Raw genomic sequence first — 19175 nt, 5'->3', positions numbered from 1 at the left:
ACGTACTCCGCGGAGGCCTGCGCCGCCACACGACGCGTCCAACTGACGGCGATTGCGATCTAGCGCGTGAGGGTCATGATGAGGTCGATGACCACATGGCCCGCATGGCGCCCAATCCCATCCCTGCGCGCCTCGCGCACATCGGCACGCCAGGGAGCGCCCAGGGCCGACACCACCTCCTCGGCCGTGAAGCGCATTTCCGCTGGCGGTCCAGGTGCGCCCGCGACGTCCGGGGCGTGTCCTGTGATCAGGAGCGTGCCGCCCTCGGCCACCGCTCGCGCCGCGGACCGCCACACCGCAGCACGGACGTGCTCCGGTTCATGCAGGAAGGACACCGTGACCAGGTCCGCGGAAATCTCGGCGACCCACGTCGTCAGGTCCGCGACCACCCAGGTGGCCTCCACCCCACGGGCTTCCGCGGCGGCGGTCGCTCTCACCATCGCGGCCCGTGCGAAGTCGACGCCCGTGACGTGCCATCCTCGGGTGGCCAACCAGATTGCATCGCCGCCTTCTCCGCACGCAAGGTCGATGGCCGTTCCGGGGCTCATGTCCGGATGGGAACCGATCCATTCCTTCAGATGGGCGTTCACCTTGCCCGTCCACATGGCGGATGCCCCGTAACGCGCCTCCCACGCCTGGTGCCGCTCAGCATCGGTCATGGAGCTGCCTCAAATCTGACGCCGTCGCGGATGTCGGCGTGCACCAACGTTGCCCGCATTCGCCTTCCAACGCGGATGTCGCCTGTGCAGCGAGCCACCACCGCAGGCTCGGCCAGTTGAATCGTGTCCTTGTCGAGGCCCACCGCGGCGAATTCTTCGCCGACATGCGAGTCGAGCACCGCTGCCTCCACGGCGTCGATGCAGGCCCGATCGACCCTCCCTCCACGGCGCACGCCGGAAATCATGGTCTTCCCGAGTCCACGCAAGGCGTCCGTCACCCACGATGGGACCGGCTGCCCGGCGGCGTGAGCCACGCAGATCTCGGTGCCATAGCGGTCCACCAGGCGCCTCAACGGCGCCGTGACGTGGGCATAGGGCGCGGCGAGTGCACCGTGGGTGACATTGTCGGGTGCAGGTAGACCCCGGCTCGCATCGAACGGCTCCCATGCGGCCCCCCTGAAAAGCGTGACCGCCGCGGTGAGAAAGGCCGCGCCCGTTGCCGATGCGGCGTCGATCGTGTCGAGCACGCCTGAATACTCCGCACCGCGCGGCCAGTCGACACCCAGTGCTAGCGCCTGACGCTTCAGCCGGCGCACGGCGTCGTCCGACGCCGGAGGCATGGTGCGCAGCACTCCCACTCCCGCGTCAAGCATGAGCCGAGCGGCCGCCATGCCCGTCACCAGCGACACCTGCGCGTTGTCATCCTCGATACCCCGCGCGGCGCGGAACGCAAGCCTCAGTCCTCCTTGATCTCGCTCGACCTCCTGGCTGGGCTTAGGAAGGGTCACGGCCCCCGCCTCGCGGAGAACGCTCCGACGCGCGGCCCCGAACTCCGCCAGCAACGAGACCAACGCGACGGCCTCGGGCGGGGGCGCGTCCGCCAATTCGGCGTACGAGTACTGCCGCACGCATACCACCCAACCACGCCGCACGTCGGTCGACCTCAGGGTGCCGTCGCCAGCCACCACCAGGTCCCACACCACCGCCTTGGTGCGCTGCCCAGGCAGCAAGGAGGCGTAGCCCTCGGACATGGTCGGCGGATGCAGCCCCACAATCAGGTCCGGGCAGTACACCGTCTCGACTCGGTCCCAGGTATCGGCGTCCAAGGCTCCCCGCGGGCTGACGTGAGCTGCGACGTCTGCGATGGCGTAGCGGATTCGCCAGCCGTCGCCCGCACGTTCCATGTGAATTGCCTGGTCCAGGTCGCGCGAACCGTCCGGATCGATGGTGACGAACGGCAGGTCCGTCAGATCCACACGGTCGCCGACGATGTGTTTGGGCTCCTCCTCACGGTCAGCCACCTCGGCCAGAACTGCCGCGCCGCGGGTCACCCGCACGCCCTCTTCTTCGCGAATCTGGACAAACCGCGGAACCAACTCGTCCAGGGGTGCGCGCGCTACCAGTCTGCGATTCGGCATGGCACCAGAGTATGTGGACTAATGTGCAGGCTCGCACGCGTTCCTTGACGCGTCACCGAGCCCGGCTAACCTTGCACTATGGGCGATACTCGCAGCATCGACGTGACGCTCTTCCGCGCCCTGCACCTCGCAACCCGCCAGGTCACCACCGGAGTAGAGCAGCAACTTCAGGAAGCGGCGGGGGTGTCCCTGCCCGAATTTGAAATTCTCAGCGCTCTGGCACAGCTTCCCGACCATCGCGCGCGACCCCGTGAAATCGGCGACATGCTCGCCTGGGAGAAGTCCCGTACGTCGCATCAGGTGACGCGCATGCAGAAGCGGGGTCTTCTGGAGCGCTTCGAATGCGATGCGGACATGCGTGGCACCTGGGTAGTTCTTAGTCCTGCGGGCGCCCGGGCCGCTCTGGCCGCCGAATCCGCCTACGTCGCCGCGATCGAGGCGCAGCTGGGCCCCCTCGCTTCCTCGGCAGATCGGGAGTCGCTGGCGCAGCAGTTGCTGGCGATCGGCCGAGACGCCAGCCCCGCGACGTGCCAGGGAGAGGTCGCGGCGCTCGAGTCGTCTCTCGACCGCTAGCCCCTCGGCCCCGGCGCATCGCGGGTGTCGGCCGAGACCTCGTCAAGGGCGAGCCTTGCGAGGATCGTTCCTCCCGCCACTGCAGACGGCATCGTGAGGACGGCCAGCGGGGGCACCGCCGACATGACGAAGGCCATCGCGCCAAAGCCGAGTGTGCGGGCACGGCGTGTGCCCAGGATGCGCCTGCGGTCGCGGAGCGCCATTCCCCGGCGTTCAAACGGAATAGCGGTGAAATCGAGCGCCACAAACCATCCGCCGATCAGCATCCCTAGAACCCATGAGGCGACCGTTCCGACGGCCGGAATCAGACCGAGGAGGAACAGCCCCATCGCGAGCGGGACCGTGAGGAGCAGGAGTCGCGCCCCCTCCCCCACGCCGCGCGCGGCATTGCTCCACCATGGCCACGCGGGCGTCACCGGAACGGGGCCGAGCCGCGAGTCGACGCGATGCGAAATCCGCTCGAAGAACGGTTGGCCCACCACCGAGGTGACGGTGACGAAGGCGTAGACCACGATCAGCAGGAACGCCCCCACCAGCGCCAATCCCGCAACGAACTGGACGATGCCATGCAGCCCGCTATCGGCACCCACGGCAGAGTCGGCGATCCAACGGGTCGCACCCGCGAGGCCCCACCCGAGCGCCACGAAGATCGCGACGAACAGCGCCATGGTGATGAGTCCTGGGATCAGCCCGATCGCCATCGAGGTGGGATCCGCGCTCCAGGTGCGCACACCACGCCAATACAGGCCGATGCCCTGGGCGAAGTCCTTCAGCGCGCGCATGAAGTGCACGGTACCGCCAGGACGGGGCTAGGCGTCCGCATGAACCTTCCGCTGGGACGGCAGCCTGCACGAGCGTTCCCGGCGCACGCGGGCGACGAACGCCCAGCCCAGCAACGCGATCGCTCCCACCGCCAGGTACGGCTGAATAGGGGCGAAGTATTGGATGGCGCCGGTGTAGCCCAAGGCAAGCAGGACAAGCTTGTTGCACACGGGGCACCCGACTGCGAAAAACGTGGCGATGCCGCCCGCCCATCCAAGCCGACCTTCGCGTCGTCGAGGTGCCGTGTCTGGCCCGGCGACGTAGGTGGCGGCAACCAGACCCGCCAGCACAGAACTCACCAGCAACACTCCCCTGGCCCAGGACGTGACCGGCACGTCACGACCAAAGACCGGGTTGTCGATGAGATCGGTGGGCAGGGCGATGAACAGGTAGGTCGCGATCGCCGTCGCAACGGCGAACCACCAGCGTTTTGCTGGCCAGCGACCAAGTTCGGTCCAGAAGAGGCGCATCGGACGACTATACCCCGGGTGGTATGTCGCGGCTACAGTAGCGTGACGTCTTCTAGTTCGATCGTCGTTCCGGTGAGCGCCTGCGAGACGGGGCACGCGCCCTTCACCTCTTCGGCCAGCGCGGCAAACTCGTCGGGCGTGAGCCCCGAGATGTCCGCCGACACGCTCAGGCCGATGTGGGTGATCCCCTTGCCGGGCACGAAGGTGACTCTTGCCCTGACGTCGATCGAGCTGGCGACCAGGTCCTTGTCTCCCAGTGCATGGGCCATGGCCATCGAGTAGCAAGCCGCGTGTGCCGCACCCAGGAGCTCTTCAGGGGTCGTCGTGGAGTTCGAACCCTCAGATCGGGCCTTCCACGACGTACCGAAAGTGCCCAGTCCCGACGACGCCAAGGTCGTCGTGCCCGCGCCCTCGGGCAACGATCCGGACCAGGTGGCAGTGGCGGTGCTGATCGCGCTCATGATTCTCCTTGCGACTAGACGACTCCCCCTCGCATTGTGCAACGAACCCGAGGGTCACTTCCTTCCGCGACGTCAGACCTGAGTGGACGCCCCCTTGTCCGCCGGAGTCCGCACCTGGGTGAGCAGAACAAGCCCGACGAGCACCACGAAGATCACTCCCAGGGTGCCCCAAATGGTGGCGCCAGTGATGGCGATCGTCAAGGCCCACATTCCGGGGGCGAGGAAGGACGCCGCCCGCCCGGTGGTCGCGTACAGGCCGAAGATCTCGGCCTCCCGGCCCGGCGGGCTCACACGAGCGAGCAGGGATCGGGACGCCGCCTGAGCGGGGCCGACGCAGGCGCTGAGAGCGAGACCGAAGACCCAGAAGACCACGGCGCCTACGGCTTGAAGGGCCACCACCAGCACCCCCGAGACGATGATGACCGTCAATGACGCAACGATGACGGTGCGCGGCCCCAGCCTGTCGTCAAAGCGTCCGGCGACCACGGTCGACGCGCCAGCGATGAGATTTGCCGCGATACCAAACACGATGACTTGCTGATCCGAGAAGCCGAACGACTTGGCGGCAATGATTGCGCCAAAGGTAAAGACGCCGGCGAGACCGTCCCGGTACACGGCCGACGCAAGCAAGAACCAGAGTGTGGACCGGGCATGATTCCAGAGATCCTTGAGGTCATTCCACAGGACCGCGTATCCCCGGAGCAGCCCCACCCTCGGCCGGTCGGCGCGGGGAGCCTCCGGCACGAACACAAAGACGGCCCATCCGAACAGAAGGGTCCAGACGGCGCAACCGACCGCAATGAGGCGATAGGCCATGCCGTTCGAGGTGTCCATCCCCAACCAATCGGCGCCATCGAGAACCACCACGATGACGAGGGCCACAATTCCGCCCAAGTAGCCCATGCCCCAGCCGAGGCCCGACACGCGACCGACCGTCTTGGGGGTCGATACCTGCACGATCATCGCGTTGTAATTGACGCCGGCCACCTCGCTGACCACCGTCCCGGCGGCGATCAGGCTCACGCCGAGCCAGAAGTACGGCGGTGTTGCCTGCACAAAGAACAGCCCGAACATACTCGCGACCAACAGCGCGGTGCTCAACCCCAGCCACGCCTTGCGTCGTCCCGTGGCGTCGGCTCGCTGACCGAGGACTGGCGCCAGTGCGGCGACCAGCACGCCTGCCAACGCGATTCCCCAGCCAAGGCTGCTCGTCAAGTGGGCGATCGCCGCGTCGTAGGCGTCGTTCCCCTGTCCCAGCGGCACCAACGCCGGATCGATGAAGTTATCCGACGTGAGGTACAGCGCCGTGAACACGAAAGTGATGATCACGGAGTTGAACGGTTGCGTGGCCCAGTCCCACAGCGCCCACGCCACCACCCGGGATCGCGGGACATCCGGATAGCCGCCCTCGGGCGGCATCGCGTCGCGGACGGAAGGCAGGTCTGTGGGGTCAGCTCCATTGCTCATGGAGACAGTGTGCCCGGTCTTGATGAACGAAGGGTGGCGAACCGTCCCAGCACGGCGAGTCGCGCCGGATACGCTCCCTACATGGGCTCATCGGTCAGCCGCTGGACTCCCGACCTCTTGCCGGGCTTTGAGCGGGTGTCGATCGCGCCCATCACGCTGGTCCGGCCCCTGACGCAACCCGACTCACCGCGCTTGGCGGTGCTGCACGTGCACGGCTACAACGACTACTTCTTCCAGGACCACCTTGCACGGGCGTTCACCGACGCCGGACACGCCTTCTACGCGGTGGATCTGGCGGGCGCAGGGCGCTCGTTGAGGACTGGGGACATTCCGCACTACATGGCCGATGCGGCGGAGCAGGGCGACGGCATCGCTGTTGCCGTCGCTGCACTTGCCGCCATGCACCCCGGCCTCCCCATCGTCATCCATGGGCATTCGACTGGCGGCTTGACGGCGGCCATCTGGGCGGCGGACCGACCCCACCCGGCTCTCGCGGGCCTCATTCTTGACTCCCCCCTGTTCGGGACGAGGCTCACCCGCCTCGACAGGGCCAGGATGACGCTGCTGCCCCTCTTCGCGGCGATCCGCCCGTTGGCGGTGGTGGCTTCCGCCCCATCGGTCTATGCCCAGCATCAACATGTCTCCGGCGGGGGCCGGTGGGAGTTCGACTTCGCCCTCAAGCGACCGACCGGTGTGCCCATTCGAGCGGCGTGGTTGGCCGCGGTACGGCGCGCTCGGGCCCGGGTGTCCCATGGCCTTGGCGTGCGCGTTCCCGTACTGGTCGCGATGTCTGACTCATGCGGCCCGGACGTGCCCCGCAATCCCCTGCTGGATCGGCAGGATACGGTGCTGAACGTCGACGACATTGTTCGGCTGGCGCCGCGGATCGGCGACGACGTGGAGCAGCTGGTCATCCCCGGAGGCGTTCACGAACTGTCGCTGTCGCAGGAGGCGCCCCGCGAGCAGTATCTGAGGTCAATCATGCGCTGGCTCGATAGTGTGATCCCATGAGTTCACACCCGTACTTTGGCGCGGCAGGCTCCGTTGCCGCCCTCGCGCACAGAGGGTTCTCCCGTGATGGGCTCGAGAACTCCATGGTCGCGTTCCAGGCGGCGGTCGATATGGGCTTTCGCTATGTGGAAACCGACGCACACGGCACTGTCGACGGGGTCGCGGTCGCTCTTCACGATGAGTCTCTGGACCGGACGACGGACGGCACGGGTGAGGTCGCCGACCTCCCCTGGGCGCGGGTGAAGCTCGCCCGCATCAGCGGCAAAGAGCCCGTTCCGATGCTGGAGGACATCCTCGGCACGTGGCCAGACCTGCGGGTGAACATCGACGTCAAGGCGGAGTCCGGCATCGGTCCGGTGGCGGAGGCGATCGAGAAGACCAAGGCGCACGATCGCGTCTGCCTCGCCTCCTTTTCCACGGCGAGACGCGACGCCACGACCGCGCGCCTCACGCGACCGGTGGCGACGTCCGCCGGAACCCGTGAGGCGGCCGCGTTCTTCCTGGGTGGCATGGCGGGTGCGAATGTGGCCGGCGCGCTCAGGAAGGTCGATGCCCTTCAGATTCCCGTGTCGATGGGACCCGTACCGCTTCTCACGAAGCGGCATTTGAGTGCGGCACACGCGGCCGGCAAAGTCGTTCACGTGTGGACGATCAACGACGCAGATCGGATGGCCGACTTGCTCGATCTCGGTGTCGACGGCATCGTCACAGACCGCGCTGACCTCTTGAAGGAGCTACTGGTGGCCCGAGGCAGGTGGCAGTGACCGAGCCTCGCCGCCCCCTCATCGGCGTCAGCAGCTATCTTGAACGTGCCGTCATGGGCGTGTGGGACGTCCCGGCAGTCTTCTTGCCCACGTCGTACATCGTGCCGATTCAGCGGGCCGGAGCGACAATCGTCGTCTTGCCCCCACAAGACACCGAACCGGCTGGCGCGGCTGAGGTGCTCGATGGACTTGACGGGCTGTGCATCTCGGGTGGCTACGACGTCGACCCCGTCGCCTACGCGCAAGCACCTCACCCTGAAACGGACCCGCCGCGCCGCCAACGCGACGCGTGGGAATTTGCGCTGATCGCGGCCGCGCAGGGTCGTGACCTGCCGATCCTTGGCGTCTGCAGGGGCGCACAGGTCCTCAATGTTGCCAGAGGCGGCTCTTTGGTGCAGCACGTGCCCGACGTGGTGGGCCACACCGGATATCAAGGCAGCGACGGTGTCTTCGTGACGATGCCGGTCTCGATGGTGCCAGGGACCCTGCTCGCGCATCTGCACCCCGCCCGACGCGACGTTCCGGTCTACCATCACCAGTCCATTGCGCAGTTGGGTGACGGGCTGATTGTCTCGGCATGGGGCGATGACGGCGTGATCGAAGCGGTCGAGGACCCTTCGCTCACCTTCTGCGTGGCTACCCAATGGCACCCCGAGCAAGATCCCGGCGCCCAGGGTCTCTTTGACGCGTTTGTCACCGCCGCACGCGCGTTTCACGCACAAGATCGCGCGGCCAGGCAGCGCACCTAGTTTCCCCTGCAGCGCGGTGCTGGCCACCATGCGGTGCCTCTTACAGCGCGTCCGCCACTTCGCGCGCCACCTCGAACGGCGTTCCAAATCGGTGTGTGGTGATCGACACCGCCTGCTCGCGCAGGAAGGGCAGCAGTTCAAGTTCGGGGTTGGCGGTCACGGGCTGAGCGAATACCGCCACCTGGGCCGTTCCGTGAACCGCGTTTCCGGCGGCGGCCACCACCCTCACTCGTCCCCCGAGCCGTTTCGCCGCTCGTTGCAGACATGCGTCCCACGGCTCGACCCGCAGGCTCACGCCTTCGGCATCCAGCGCCTCTGCCACGTCCGCCGGCAGCGGCACGGGTGAGGACACTACTCCCCCGCCGCCGGTCCTGACGCGGGCCGCGCAGACCCGGACGAGCGCGTTCGCTGGGGCAACTCCGTCCCAACGGATGTCCGTATCGGCGGGTGCATAGCGCAACGCATTCGCCTCGGAGACGAGGCCCGTCCGATCGATCGCCGTGCCGAATTGGGAGGTCCATGCGCGCGCATCGGCCGTCACCGCGTCTCGCACCCAGACGGGCGCCTCGGCGCACTCGAGGAAGGCCTCCACACTGTCTCCACGTGGGAGGACTTCGGTGGTGGGGGCGGCGTCACGGGGCGCCCAATCGGTGAGGCACTGGAGATAATGCGGACCTCCCGCCTTGTAACTGGGGCCGACAACAGACCGCTTCCATCCGCCGAAGGGCTGACGCTGCACGATCGCGCCCGTGATTCCCCTATTGACGTAGACGTTGCCCGCCTGAACGGTGGCCAACCACCCTTCAATCTCCGCCTTGTCCAGGGAGTGCAGCCCCGCCGTCAGGCCGTAGTCGACCGCATTTTGCAGGGCCATTGCTTCCTCAAGCGTATCCGCGACCATAATGCCGAGCACCGGGCCGAAGCATTCGGTCTGGTGGAAGAACGATCCGGGGGCGACTCCCGTCTTGAGCCCGGGCGTCCACGCCATGCCTCTGCCGTCAAGGTCTCGCGGTTCGACCACCCACCTTTCGCCCGGCTCGAGACTCGTCAGTGCGCGCTCCAACTTCCCGTACACGGGCTCGATCACGGGCCCCATCTGTGTGGTGGCCGTGGAGGCCGGCCCTGCAACGAGCGACGTCACCGCGTCCTCCAGCTGGGTCAGAAAACGTCGTGAGGTGGCGATGGAGCCGACCGCTATCACGAGCGAGGCCGCCGAGCACTTCTGCCCGGCATGACCGAACGCCGATGCCACCACGTCCTTCACCGCCAGGTCCACGTCGGCCGACGGGGTGACGATGATGGAGTTCTTGCCGCTGGTCTCCGCTAACAGGTTCAGGCTCGGCCGCAGCGACAAGAATCTCTCGGCGGTCTCGTATCCGCCGGTGAGGATCACCTGGTCGATGCGTTCGTCGGTGATGAGCGGCTTTCCCAGGACCTTGGAGTTGATCGTGATGAGGCGGAGTACCTCACGGGGAATCCCTGCTTCCCACAGCGCCTCCGCAAGGACCGCCCCGCACCGCGCCGACTGCGCGGCGGGCTTGAGGATGACCGCGGAACCTGCGGCAAGCGCAGCCAGGGTGGATCCCGCGGGGATCGCCACGGGAAAGTTCCATGGCGGCGTGACCAGGGTGACGTGGCGCGGCACCGGCGCTGCTCCTGGCATTGCCCACAGGTCGAGGGATCGTTCCGCGTAGTGGTGAGCGAAGTCGACCGCCTCGGAAACCTCCGGATCCGCCTGGTCGATGGTCTTGCCTGCCTCCGACATCATGACTTCGATGAGTTCGGCGCGGTGGGACTCTAGCGCCTCCCCGGCGGCGTGAAGCAATGCCGCCCGGTCCTCGGCGCTGAGCGCCTGCCACGCGTCGGCGCCCGCGTGAGCGGTGGCAACCTCGTGGTCAAGTTGTGAGGCGGAGTCCACCCGTGCGGCATCAAGGGTGGAACGGCCGGCCTTCGACGTCTCGGCTTTGACCAGAATTTCTCTCGCCCAGGCTCGGGTCGAGGGCACCGAGGGGTCCATGTCGGGCGCGTTGGAGAATCCTGAAACCCATTCCGACCCCCGACGACGCTGAACTGCTCGATGGGTGGGTTCGGCGGGCTGTTCCGCGATGCCCCAGGACTCCACAAAGCGGTGCCGCTCGAGCTCGAACACATCCGGGTTGGCGTCCATGTCGTACAGGGAGGACATGAAGTTCTGTGTGCTCGCCACCTCCTCGAGACGGCGCACCAAATAGGCGAGCGCGACGTCAAACTCCCGGGGGTGAACCACGGGCGTATACAACCGAAGCGCACCGACGTCCTGGGTGACGGCGCGCGCCACGTGCTCGCCCATGCCGAGCAGCATCTCAAAGTCGACTGCGTCCTCGACACCCCGCTCCTTGGACGTCAGGTGGGCGTGGGCAATGTCAAAGAGGTTGTGCCCGGCGATCCCTACGCGGACTGCGCGAGTGCGCTCAGGGACCAGCGCATAGTCGACCATCCGCTTGTACTGGGCATCCGACTCCGCCTTGGTGTGCCACGTGGCGAGCGGCCAGCCGTGGACCTCGGCGTCCACTCGCTCCATCGAGAGGTTGGCGCCCTTGACCAGCCGCACCTTGATGGGCGCGCCCCCACGCTCCACGCGCGCGGCAGCCCATTCCTGGAGGTGAACCATCGCGCCCATGGCGTCTGGCAGGTAGGCCTGGAGCACGATGCCGGCGGTCAGTCCCGCGAATTCGTCCTCGCCGAGCAGTGTGGTGAACACCGCCATCGTGAGGTCGAGATCGCGATACTCCTCCATGTCAAGGTTGATGAACGCGCCGTCGGCGTCGAGGGCGGCCCTGAAGAGCGGCCGCAACGTGTCGACGATGTGCGCGACGTTCTCCTCGAAAGCCCACGGGTTGTGCGGGGCGACGGCCGCGGACACCTTCAGGGAAACGTAGTCGACGTCGGACCTTCTCAGCAGCGCCTCGGTGCGCTCCAAACGCCGCGCGGCCTCGGCGCGCCCCAGCACGGCCTCTCCCAAGAGGTTGACGTTGAGGCGGTGTCCCTGTGCACGCAACGCGCCCAGAGCCGGACCAAGCCGCTCGGGAGTGGCATCCACGACCAGGTGCGACACCATGAGCCGCACGGTGCGCCGGGCCACCGCCACCACGAGGCCGGGCAAGAGGTGAGAAGCCCAGGAACCGATGCGCAGCAGGGCCCGCTGGTAGATCGGAAGGAAATGCGTGTTGCGAGCCGCCATGGCACGAAAGTTCTTGGCCGCCACGCGGGTGTCCTCGGGGCGAATGACGCCGTCAACAAACTGCGTCAGAAATGCGAGGCCGCCTTCTTCTCTCAGCAAACCCGCGAGCAGCTTGGCCGACCCCCTGACCGGATACGCCCGGGACCTCACCAACCAGTCCTTCACGACGGCCGTAACGTCATCCGTCCCGTGGTGCTGGGCGACCATCCCTGGCGACGTCGTAGGGATTGCGCGCATCGGTACTCCTTCTCGGCGTTTGTGACAGTCTGCGCCGTTTACGCGATCAGCACCAGTTCACATTTCTCAAGCAAACACATCAATCGTGCTTAACTATTGTCATGCTCGATCTGACCCGACTCGCGATGCTCCGGGAATTCGCCGTGCGCGGCACCCTCGCGGCCACGGCCGACGCCATGGGGTACACGCCGTCCGCAGTGTCGCAGCAGCTGGCGGCGCTCGAGCGGGAGGCCGGGGTACCCCTCACCGTGCGGTCCGGCCGTCGCCTTCGGCTCACCCCCGCTGGAGAGCGACTGGTCGTCCATGCGGACGCGGTGCTCGCAACCCTCGAGGAGGCGCAAGCGGAACTCCGGCTGCACCGGCAGTCCGTGCGGGGAACCGTAAGACTCGCGGTGTTCCAGTCCGCCGCGTTGGCGCTCGTGCCTCCCGCGTTGCGCGCCCTTGGCACCTCCCACCCCGAACTGCGGGTACTCGTCACGCAATCCGAGCCGGGAGCCGCCCTTGCGGACACGTGGGCCCGCGACTTCGACCTCGTGGTGGCGGAGGAATACCCGCATCACTCCGCGCCCCACTACCCCGACGTCGACCGTCGTCCGCTCGTCACCGACGAGATCAGGCTGTGCGTGGGCGGGCCGTGGGTGGACGCGTCAGGGCTTTCGGACCTGGCGGGCGCCATCTGGGTGATGGAGCCGCGAGGAACCGCGACGCGCCACTTCGCGGAGCAGGCGTGCCGGACTGTGGGGTTCGAGCCCGACGTGCGATTCGAGACCGCCGATCTCCAGGCGCACGTTCGCTACATCGAGTCTGGCTTGGCGGTGGGACTGCTTCCGGGTCTCATGTGGGGTCGCGGAGACATGGCCGCGCTCGCGCATTCGCTAGACCCCGCCGCCCACCGGACCGTATTTACCGCGGCTCGTCGCTCGTCACGGCACGACTCGGCGATCGGCGCCGTACGTTCCGCGCTTGAGCACGCGGCACAGGAGCTCGGAACGATGGCCGGAACCGCACCATCTGTTCCCGTCTAGTGGAAGGTGTACCCACACGGTGGCGGTAGTCCTGCGCTGCGCTCGATGGCGTGCGCACAACGAGAAGGGGCATCGGCAACCCGTCAGTGCAGCACACGCGCCGCGCCGTGCTTGGGTAGGCTCCTTCGCGTGCCACACGATTCCCCGCCACCGTCCAGCGTGTCTGGCGGCATCGACCCCGACGATCTAGCGACCACGCTGCGAGTGTTGGGGAGTCTCCACGAGGTGGGCGAGGATCATCCTGACTTTGTCGCGGTCCGGCACGCCACCTCGCGGATGGTGAAGGCCGTCAAGCAGACGCGCCGCCGCGAAAAGCGTGCCGCCATCGCCGAGGCTGACGGCGCCGTGGTGGCGGCCACCGCCACCGGTGCGCCCGACCGCATCGATGACGAGACCCGCGGCCTCACCCTGACCGCCACGGCCTCGGCGCCCATCGCGGGCACCTTCGTCAAGCCGCGACCCTGCTACATCTGCAAGCAGAAGTACCACGTCGTGGACGCGTTCTATCACCAGCTCTGTCCCGATTGCGCCGCACTCAGTCACGCCAAGCGCCATGCCCGCACCGATCTGTCCGGCAGGCGCGCGCTTCTCACGGGTGGCCGCGCCAAGATCGGCATGCACATCGCGCTGCGCCTGCTGCGAGACGGCGCCCACACCACCATCACGACGCGCTTCCCCCACGATGCCGTCCGGCGTTTCGCTGCGATGGACGACGCCGGCCAGTGGCTTCACCGCCTCACCGTGGTGGGTATCGACCTGCGCGACCCCTCACAAGTGGTCTCGCTCGCCCAGACGGTGGCCGCGCAGGGTCCCCTCGACATCCTCATCAACAATGCCGCACAGACGGTGCGCCGCTCCCCCGGTGCGTATTCGCCTCTCGCCGACGCCGAACGGGTTCCCGTCGCGAAAGGGCTGTGGGCGGAGGGCCATGGCCCTCGCATGATGACCCTCGGCAGGACGGCCGACCCGCACCCTCACGCACTGGCGGAAGCGGTGGTCACTCACCCTGCGCTTGCGTCGGCTCACGCCGCGCAGATGGGCGCGTCGGCCGAGCGCGACGGCAGGGCCGATGTCGCCCGAGTCAACGCCCAACGGCTCACGGACTTGGCCCTTGCGCCCGGCTCATCATCGCTCGCGAAGCTCGCCGACGGCAGTGCCATCGACGCAGGAGGCCTCATCCCCGACCTGCACGACACCAACTCGTGGGTGCAGGGCGTTGGGGATGTCGACGCGCTCGAACTCCTCGAGGTGCAGTTGTGCAACTCGACCGCTCCCTTCATTCTCATCAACCAGCTGCGACCCCAGCTGGCGGCGGCTGCCGCATCGTCGGCGAGCAGGCGTGGCCGGGCGTACGTGGTGAACGTCTCGGCCATGGAGGGCGTGTTCAGCCGCGGATACAAGGGACCTGGCCATCCTCACACCAACATGGCCAAGGCCGCAGTCAACATGCTGACCCGGACAAGTGCGCGCGAGATGTTCGAGACGGACAGCATCCTCATGACGAGCGTGGACACCGGCTGGATCACCGATGAACGTCCGCACCCCACCAAGATCCGCCTTGCGGAAGAGGGCTTCCACGCCCCGTTAGACCTCGTAGATGGCGCCGCCAGGGTGTATGACCCGGTGGTGAGAGGCGAGCAGGGAGAGGACATCTTCGGAGTCTTCCTTAAGGATTACAAACCGTCCGGCTGGTAGTCACCGGACCAGGGGACCGTGTTCCGGCAACGCTCCGTACTGGCACCCATAGCATGAGGATCATGCGTGTTGTAGCACCCTCGACCGCCAGCAATCCGTTCGTCCGCATTGAACACTTCGGGCGTTGCTCGGCATGTACCGGCCGACGCGTGGCGTGCTCCACATCGGTGGAGGCGAGTTCAGCCCTGACCGTGGAGACCGGCTCGGGTATCTCCCAGAAGAGCGAGGGCTCTATCACAAGGAATCCGTCATCGACGTGATGACCCATTTCGGCAGACTCAAGGGCCTCGATCATGGTTCAGCGAAGACGTGGTCGCTCGAATATCTCTCACGGGTCGGGATTGCTGACAGGGCGACGGCACGCGTCGACAAGCTCTCGCAGGGACAGCGGCAGAAGGTTCAGTCGGGGGTCACGATCATGAATGATCCCGAACTCCTCATTCTTGATGAGCCCACCAAGGGCTCCGACCCCGTGAACCGGCGGCTCTTGATGGACATCATCGAGGAGCAGAAGCGCGCGGGCGCCGCCGTCGTGATGGTGACCGACCACATGGAGGAGGTCGAGAGACTCTGCGACCGGATTCTGTTCCTCAAGGACGGCGTGGCTCGCGCCTACGGCGCCGTCGGGGACGTGCGCTGGCAGTAAGGTCCGAGGTTTCACGCCCACGCTGATATCCCTGGATGACATCTTCGTTGCGGTGTACTGGGCCGACGCGAAGGAGACCGGATGATGATGAGGTCGCACGCTCCGCGCGACGTCGTGACCGTTGAGGTACGGCGCACGCTCACCAAGAGGCGATTCTGGCTCGCTACCCTGCTCGTTCCCTGCCTGGTGGTCGTCGTCTCCGCTATTCTCCATCGCCTCGGGAAGCTCATCCGGCGGCGCTGAGCAGACGCAATCCCACACACCCTTCGCGTTTGAGTACGTTGATGCTTCCCGACTCGTCGACCCCCAACCGGCGAAGGCGGCCGGCGGACCCTGGTGGACAACGCGGAAGACGGGATCGCCCACGTCAAGACGGGTCGGGTGCAGGCATTCTTCGCGTACCCCGCCGATCCCACGACGCAAGCCATCGACGTGTATGGGGTCAACGACGGGTAGTTTGGCAACAGCAAGTATGCGTCCGCGGCGTCCTCCCTCTTGCAGGCGAGCGCGGCGTCCAGGATTGATTCGCCGGAGGGATCGAGTCGGTCGTCCCCCCGATGCTGTACGTGGTCCTCTTCTACATCGTGATCCTCTTGATGGGTGATCACATGCTGACCGCCACGGTGGAGGACAAGGAGAACCGCGTGACGGAGATGATCCTCACCACGAACAGGGCGAAGACGCTCCTCGTGGGCAAGGTGATCTCCCTGTTCATCATCGGCTTTGTCCGGATGCTGGTTTTCGCGATCCCCATCGCAGCGGGCTACGTGTTCCTCCGCGACAAGATCAACATCCCCGACGTTGACTTTGCGCACCTCGCGTTGGAGCCCCGGCCGATGATCGTTGGCACTCTTGTGGTCCTCGCGAGCTTCAGCCTGTTCATCGCGATCCTCGCCGTGTCGCTGATCATCACCTCTGCCGACCCACGGATCGTGCAGGTATTTACCCTCTTCCCCTACACCGCGCCGGTGACTGCCCTACTCAGGAACGCTTTCGGCTCGCTGCCACTGTGGATGGCGATCGTGGACATCGTGGTCATGTTCGTACTGGCCGCAATCGTGTTGCAGGTGGCCGTGAGGATCTTCAAGTACGGCTCGATCGAATGCGGCAAGAAGGTGTCACTCCGGGGAGCCTTCGCGGCGCGCAGCAACCCCTAATCGCTGCCGGTCCACCTGATCGGACTCCCCGCAGCAAGCGAGGCCCGTGCGTCCAGCACCCGTTGGTTGCTGCTGCCGCGAAACGCCAGCGAAAGGTCCTTCAGATGCTCTTCAAAGCGGCCCTCACACAAGACGTCGACTTCGGCAAGCAGGGCCAGCTTGTCTTCGGAGTCCGCGATCAGTTCCTCGAACGTGTAGCCGCTCCAGCACCACACGTCCTTGGTGTGGCCGTACGCGGCGCGCAAACGGCCCACCACGTCAAGGCATACCTGGGTGTTGAGGAACGGCTCGCCTCCCAGGATTGATAGCCCCTGGACGGACTGGTGAGCGAGGTCGGCCATGATCCGGTCGCCCAGTTCATCGGTGTAGGGCTGCCCGCATCGGAAGCTCCACGCACCCTCGTTGAAGCACCCCTCACACTTGAACAGGCACCCGCTGACGTACAGGCTGCAACGCACTCCCTCGCCGTCCACAAACGAAAACGGCTTGTAGTCGGCGACGTATTTGTGACTGACCTTCTCGGCCTTCCACAGCCTCGGGATGGGCGTGAGGGACATGACGCGCTCCCCTAGTCGAGTGCAGACAACGGCACGCGGTTGTCGTCGGCGGGCATGTGCTTCACACGGGCGGCGATCTCCGTGTGGCGTCCGTGAACCATCGGCCGTTGCTGGGGATTGCCCAGGTAGCCGCACGTGCGCTTGACGACGTCACAGGTACGCGGATCCTCGTTGCCACATCCCGGACATGAGAAGCCGCGGGCTGTCGGGGTGAAGTCGCCCGCGAATCCGCACTCGTAGCAGCGGTCGATGGGCGTGTTCGTTCCGAGGTAGCCCACGCGGTCATACGAGTAGTCCCACACCGCCTCGAGCGCCTTCGGGTTCTGCTGGAGCACCGGGTACTCGCAGTAGTGGATGAACCCACCCGACGTGTAACGCGCGTACTCCGCCTCGAAGTCGAGCTTCTCGAACGGCGTGGGGCTCTTGCGCACGTCGTAGTGGAAACTGTTCGTGTAGTAGTCCTTGTCGGTGATGTCTGGGACCGAACCGAAACGTTCCTTGTCGAGACGGCAGAAACGATCCGTGAGGCTTTCGCTCGGCGTCGAGTACACGCTCACCTGATACCCCGACTCCGCGGTCCACTCCTTGGCGTGCGATTGGAGCGACTCCAGCACGCTCAACGTCAGGTGCTTGGCGTCGGGGTTGCTCTCCCACTCGGGACCGAAGAAGGCCGTCGCGACCTCGTACAGCCCGATGTACCCGAGCGACACCGTCGCGCGTCCGCCTCGGAACAAGGTGTCGACCTCGTCCGTGGGGTTGAGACGTTTACCAAATGCACCGTGGACGTAGAGGATGGGCGCATTGCCCGGCACGGCCTCCTTGCACCGCTCCACGCGGTACATGATGGCGTCGCGCATCGTCGCCAGGCGTTCTTCAAGCAGCGCCCAGAAGATGCCGACGTCGCCCTCAGACTCCAGGGCGATGCGCGGCAAATTGAGGGTCACGACGCCGAGATTCATGCGCCCCTCGACGCGGTCGTCGCCGTTCTCGTCCTCCCACCCTTGCAGGAAAGACCGGCAGCCCATGGGGGCCTTGAAGGAGCCCGTAAGTTCGACGATCTTGTCGTAGTTCAGCACGTCGGGGTACATGCGCTTGGTGGCGCACTCGACGGCGAGTTCCTTGATGTCGTAGTTCGGATCGCCGGCCTTGCGGTTGAGCCCCTCCTTGATGGTGAACAGCAGCTTGGGGAAGATCGCGGTGCGTCCCTCTTTGCCGAGTCCGCTGAGGCGGTTCTGAAGGATCGCGCGTTGGATCTCCTTCTCGTACCATCCGTGGCCCAAACCGAACCCCAACGAGGTGAACGGCGTCTGCCCGTTGGACGTGAACAGCGTGTTGATCTCGTATTCGAGCGACTGCATGGCGTCGTAGATGTCTTTACGGGTCTTCGATGCGGCGAATTCGGCGCGCCGGTCGACGTCCTCGATCCACTGCTCCGCGTCGGCCTCGTGCTTCGCGTGGTTCATGGCCGCGTAGGGGGCCAGCAGTTCGTCGATGCGGTTGACGGTGCAGCCTCCGTACTGACTCGAGGACACGTTCGCAATGATCTGCGAAATCTGCGCCGTCGCCGTGCCGATGGACCGGGGCGAGTCCACCTGCGCATTGCCGATACGGAAACCCTTGGACAGCATCGTCTCGAAGTCGATGAGGCAGCAGTTCGTCATCGGTGCATAGGGGTGATAGTCGAGGTCGTGGTAGTGAATGTCGCCCTTCTGGTGGGCGTTTGCGACGTGAGCCGGCAACATGCGCAGCCCGATGGCCTTGCCCACCGTGCCCGCCGTCAGGTCCCGCTGCGTATTGAACACCTCGGCGTCCTTGTTGGCGTTCTCGTTCACCACGCTCGAGTCCTTGTCGAGCAGCTTCACGATGGAGTGGTTGAGGTCCGTCGCCTTGCTGCGCGAGAAGTCACGCTGCACGCGGTAGTCGATATACGCCTGCGCGACGTCGTACTCCCGGGCCTCCAGGAGCACGTGCTCCACCACGGACTGGATCTCGTAGATCTTGACCTCGCCCACGAAGCGCTCCGCGAGCTCCTTGTCGACGCGCGTGACGAGGTGCTTGATCGACCGCTCATGCATGGCCCCACGTTCACCGTGGACCGCCGCGAAGGCCTTTGTCAGGGCCGCGCCGATGCGCCCGTCATCAAAACGCAAGGTGCGGCCGTCACGCTTGACGACGAGGAGCGTCGCCTGATCGCTCGAGGCCTCCGCCGGGGATGCCGTGCCGTTCAGGTCCGTGATGCTCATG

18 protein-coding genes are annotated in these 19175 nt (G+C 66.1%); 9 read left to right on the top strand and 9 right to left on the bottom strand.

Going from position 1 to position 19175, the window contains the following annotated elements:
- Positions 1-59: 59 nt before the first annotated feature.
- A complete protein-coding gene (locus QZZ29_RS06115; RefSeq protein ID WP_291382102.1) occupies positions 60-659 on the bottom strand; it encodes a class I SAM-dependent methyltransferase in 600 nt (199 codons plus the stop codon).
- Positions 656-2077, bottom strand: coding sequence for an RNB domain-containing ribonuclease (locus tag QZZ29_RS06110; protein WP_291382101.1), 1422 nt, complete (start codon positions 2075-2077; stop codon positions 656-658). The genes QZZ29_RS06115 and QZZ29_RS06110 overlap by 4 nt, the downstream gene beginning before the upstream one ends.
- Positions 2078-2155: 78 nt before the next feature.
- On the opposite strand from QZZ29_RS06110, the gene QZZ29_RS06105 reads away from it, so the two are divergent.
- Positions 2156-2650: a MarR family winged helix-turn-helix transcriptional regulator gene (locus tag QZZ29_RS06105; protein WP_291382100.1), complete on the top strand. Its 495-nt coding sequence runs from the start codon at positions 2156-2158 to the stop codon at positions 2648-2650.
- Here the strand turns inward: QZZ29_RS06105 and QZZ29_RS06100 are convergent.
- From QZZ29_RS06100 to QZZ29_RS06085, 4 genes are all read right to left on the bottom strand, one after another.
- Positions 2647-3432: an EI24 domain-containing protein gene (locus tag QZZ29_RS06100; protein WP_291382099.1), complete on the bottom strand. Its 786-nt coding sequence runs from the start codon at positions 3430-3432 to the stop codon at positions 2647-2649. The two genes, QZZ29_RS06105 and QZZ29_RS06100, sit on opposite strands and share 4 nt — an antisense overlap.
- A 27-nt stretch (positions 3433-3459) precedes the next feature.
- A complete protein-coding gene (locus QZZ29_RS06095; RefSeq protein ID WP_291382098.1) occupies positions 3460-3942 on the bottom strand; it encodes a hypothetical protein in 483 nt (160 codons plus the stop codon).
- A gap of 32 nt (positions 3943-3974) precedes the next feature.
- On the bottom strand, positions 3975-4403 hold the full coding sequence (locus QZZ29_RS06090) for an OsmC family peroxiredoxin (RefSeq protein ID WP_291382097.1): 429 nt from the start codon (positions 4401-4403) through the stop codon (positions 3975-3977).
- A gap of 72 nt (positions 4404-4475) precedes the next feature.
- Positions 4476-5870 (bottom strand): MFS transporter, encoded by a 1395-nt coding sequence (locus QZZ29_RS06085; protein WP_291382096.1) that lies wholly within the window; start codon positions 5868-5870, stop codon positions 4476-4478.
- An 81-nt stretch (positions 5871-5951) separates the two neighbouring features.
- Here QZZ29_RS06085 and QZZ29_RS06080 point away from each other — a divergent pair, with 81 nt between their 5' ends.
- The 3 genes from QZZ29_RS06080 to QZZ29_RS06070 are packed head-to-tail and all read left to right on the top strand — an operon-like array spanning position 5952 to position 8394.
- A complete protein-coding gene (locus tag QZZ29_RS06080) occupies positions 5952-6881 on the top strand; it encodes an alpha/beta hydrolase (protein WP_291382095.1) in 930 nt (309 codons plus the stop codon).
- On the top strand, positions 6878-7645 hold the full coding sequence (locus QZZ29_RS06075; protein WP_291382094.1) for a glycerophosphodiester phosphodiesterase: 768 nt from the start codon (positions 6878-6880) through the stop codon (positions 7643-7645). Before QZZ29_RS06080 ends, QZZ29_RS06075 begins: the two co-directional genes overlap by 4 nt.
- On the top strand, positions 7642-8394 hold the full coding sequence (locus QZZ29_RS06070; protein WP_291382093.1) for a gamma-glutamyl-gamma-aminobutyrate hydrolase family protein: 753 nt from the start codon (positions 7642-7644) through the stop codon (positions 8392-8394). The genes QZZ29_RS06075 and QZZ29_RS06070 overlap by 4 nt, the downstream gene beginning before the upstream one ends.
- Before the next feature lie 40 nt (positions 8395-8434).
- On the opposite strand, the gene QZZ29_RS06065 is transcribed toward QZZ29_RS06070, so the two are convergent.
- A complete protein-coding gene (locus QZZ29_RS06065) occupies positions 8435-11851 on the bottom strand; it encodes a proline dehydrogenase family protein (protein ID WP_291382092.1) in 3417 nt (1138 codons plus the stop codon).
- Positions 11852-11952: 101 nt separating this feature from the next.
- On the opposite strand from QZZ29_RS06065, the gene QZZ29_RS06060 reads away from it, so the two are divergent.
- From QZZ29_RS06060 to QZZ29_RS06040, 5 genes are all read left to right on the top strand, one after another.
- Positions 11953-12876: a LysR family transcriptional regulator gene (locus QZZ29_RS06060; RefSeq protein WP_291382091.1), complete on the top strand. Its 924-nt coding sequence runs from the start codon at positions 11953-11955 to the stop codon at positions 12874-12876.
- Between the two features lie 129 nt (positions 12877-13005).
- A complete protein-coding gene (locus tag QZZ29_RS06055; protein ID WP_291382090.1) occupies positions 13006-14571 on the top strand; it encodes an SDR family NAD(P)-dependent oxidoreductase in 1566 nt (521 codons plus the stop codon).
- A 133-nt stretch (positions 14572-14704) separates the two neighbouring features.
- Complete coding sequence (locus QZZ29_RS06050) at positions 14705-15217, top strand: ATP-binding cassette domain-containing protein (RefSeq protein ID WP_291382179.1); 513 nt, start codon at positions 14705-14707, stop codon at positions 15215-15217.
- A gap of 81 nt (positions 15218-15298) precedes the next feature.
- Positions 15299-15460: a hypothetical protein gene (locus QZZ29_RS06045; RefSeq protein WP_291382089.1), complete on the top strand. Its 162-nt coding sequence runs from the start codon at positions 15299-15301 to the stop codon at positions 15458-15460.
- Between the two features lie 314 nt (positions 15461-15774).
- Positions 15775-16374: a hypothetical protein gene (locus tag QZZ29_RS06040; RefSeq protein WP_291382088.1), complete on the top strand. Its 600-nt coding sequence runs from the start codon at positions 15775-15777 to the stop codon at positions 16372-16374.
- Here the strand turns inward: QZZ29_RS06040 and nrdG are convergent.
- Together nrdG and nrdD are read right to left on the bottom strand one after the other, a co-directional pair.
- Positions 16371-16931, bottom strand: coding sequence for an anaerobic ribonucleoside-triphosphate reductase activating protein (gene nrdG, locus QZZ29_RS06035; RefSeq protein ID WP_291382087.1), 561 nt, complete (start codon positions 16929-16931; stop codon positions 16371-16373). The genes QZZ29_RS06040 and nrdG overlap by 4 nt on opposite strands.
- Before the next feature lie 11 nt (positions 16932-16942).
- Entirely contained in the window at positions 16943-19174 is a 2232-nt protein-coding gene (gene nrdD / locus QZZ29_RS06030) for an anaerobic ribonucleoside-triphosphate reductase (protein ID WP_291382086.1), read from the bottom strand.
- Between the last annotated feature and the right edge of the window lies 1 nt (position 19175).

It is taken from the genome of Demequina sp., assembly GCF_016278765.1.
GTDB lineage: Bacteria > Actinomycetota > Actinomycetes > Actinomycetales > Demequinaceae > Demequina.
The sequence above is the reverse complement of the archived record's forward strand: the minus strand, read 5'-3'. Positions and strand labels throughout refer to the sequence as shown.

Excerpts from the sequence above, each read along its gene's own strand:
- QZZ29_RS06105 (WP_291382100.1), top strand. The coding sequence starts at position 2,156 with ATGGGCGATACTCGCAGCATCGACGTGACGCTCTTCCGCGCCCTGCAC.
- QZZ29_RS06045 (WP_291382089.1), top strand. The coding sequence starts at position 15,299 with ATGATGATGAGGTCGCACGCTCCGCGCGACGTCGTGACCGTTGAGGTA.
- QZZ29_RS06100 (WP_291382099.1), bottom strand. The coding sequence starts at position 3,432 with ATGCGCGCGCTGAAGGACTTCGCCCAGGGCATCGGCCTGTATTGGCGT.
- QZZ29_RS06115 (WP_291382102.1), bottom strand. The coding sequence starts at position 659 with ATGACCGATGCTGAGCGGCACCAGGCGTGGGAGGCGCGTTACGGGGCA.
- QZZ29_RS06075 (WP_291382094.1), top strand. The coding sequence starts at position 6,878 with ATGAGTTCACACCCGTACTTTGGCGCGGCAGGCTCCGTTGCCGCCCTC.
- QZZ29_RS06050 (WP_291382179.1), top strand. The coding sequence starts at position 14,705 with ATGTACCGGCCGACGCGTGGCGTGCTCCACATCGGTGGAGGCGAGTTC.
- nrdG (WP_291382087.1), bottom strand. The coding sequence starts at position 16,931 with ATGTCCCTCACGCCCATCCCGAGGCTGTGGAAGGCCGAGAAGGTCAGT.
- QZZ29_RS06085 (WP_291382096.1), bottom strand. The coding sequence starts at position 5,870 with ATGAGCAATGGAGCTGACCCCACAGACCTGCCTTCCGTCCGCGACGCG.
- nrdD (WP_291382086.1), bottom strand. The coding sequence starts at position 19,174 with ATGAGCATCACGGACCTGAACGGCACGGCATCCCCGGCGGAGGCCTCG.
- QZZ29_RS06065 (WP_291382092.1), bottom strand. The coding sequence starts at position 11,851 with ATGCGCGCAATCCCTACGACGTCGCCAGGGATGGTCGCCCAGCACCAC.
- QZZ29_RS06080 (WP_291382095.1), top strand. The coding sequence starts at position 5,952 with ATGGGCTCATCGGTCAGCCGCTGGACTCCCGACCTCTTGCCGGGCTTT.
- QZZ29_RS06090 (WP_291382097.1), bottom strand. The coding sequence starts at position 4,403 with ATGAGCGCGATCAGCACCGCCACTGCCACCTGGTCCGGATCGTTGCCC.
- QZZ29_RS06095 (WP_291382098.1), bottom strand. The coding sequence starts at position 3,942 with ATGCGCCTCTTCTGGACCGAACTTGGTCGCTGGCCAGCAAAACGCTGG.
- QZZ29_RS06060 (WP_291382091.1), top strand. The coding sequence starts at position 11,953 with ATGCTCGATCTGACCCGACTCGCGATGCTCCGGGAATTCGCCGTGCGC.
- QZZ29_RS06040 (WP_291382088.1), top strand. The coding sequence starts at position 15,775 with ATGCTGTACGTGGTCCTCTTCTACATCGTGATCCTCTTGATGGGTGAT.
- QZZ29_RS06110 (WP_291382101.1), bottom strand. The coding sequence starts at position 2,077 with ATGCCGAATCGCAGACTGGTAGCGCGCGCACCCCTGGACGAGTTGGTT.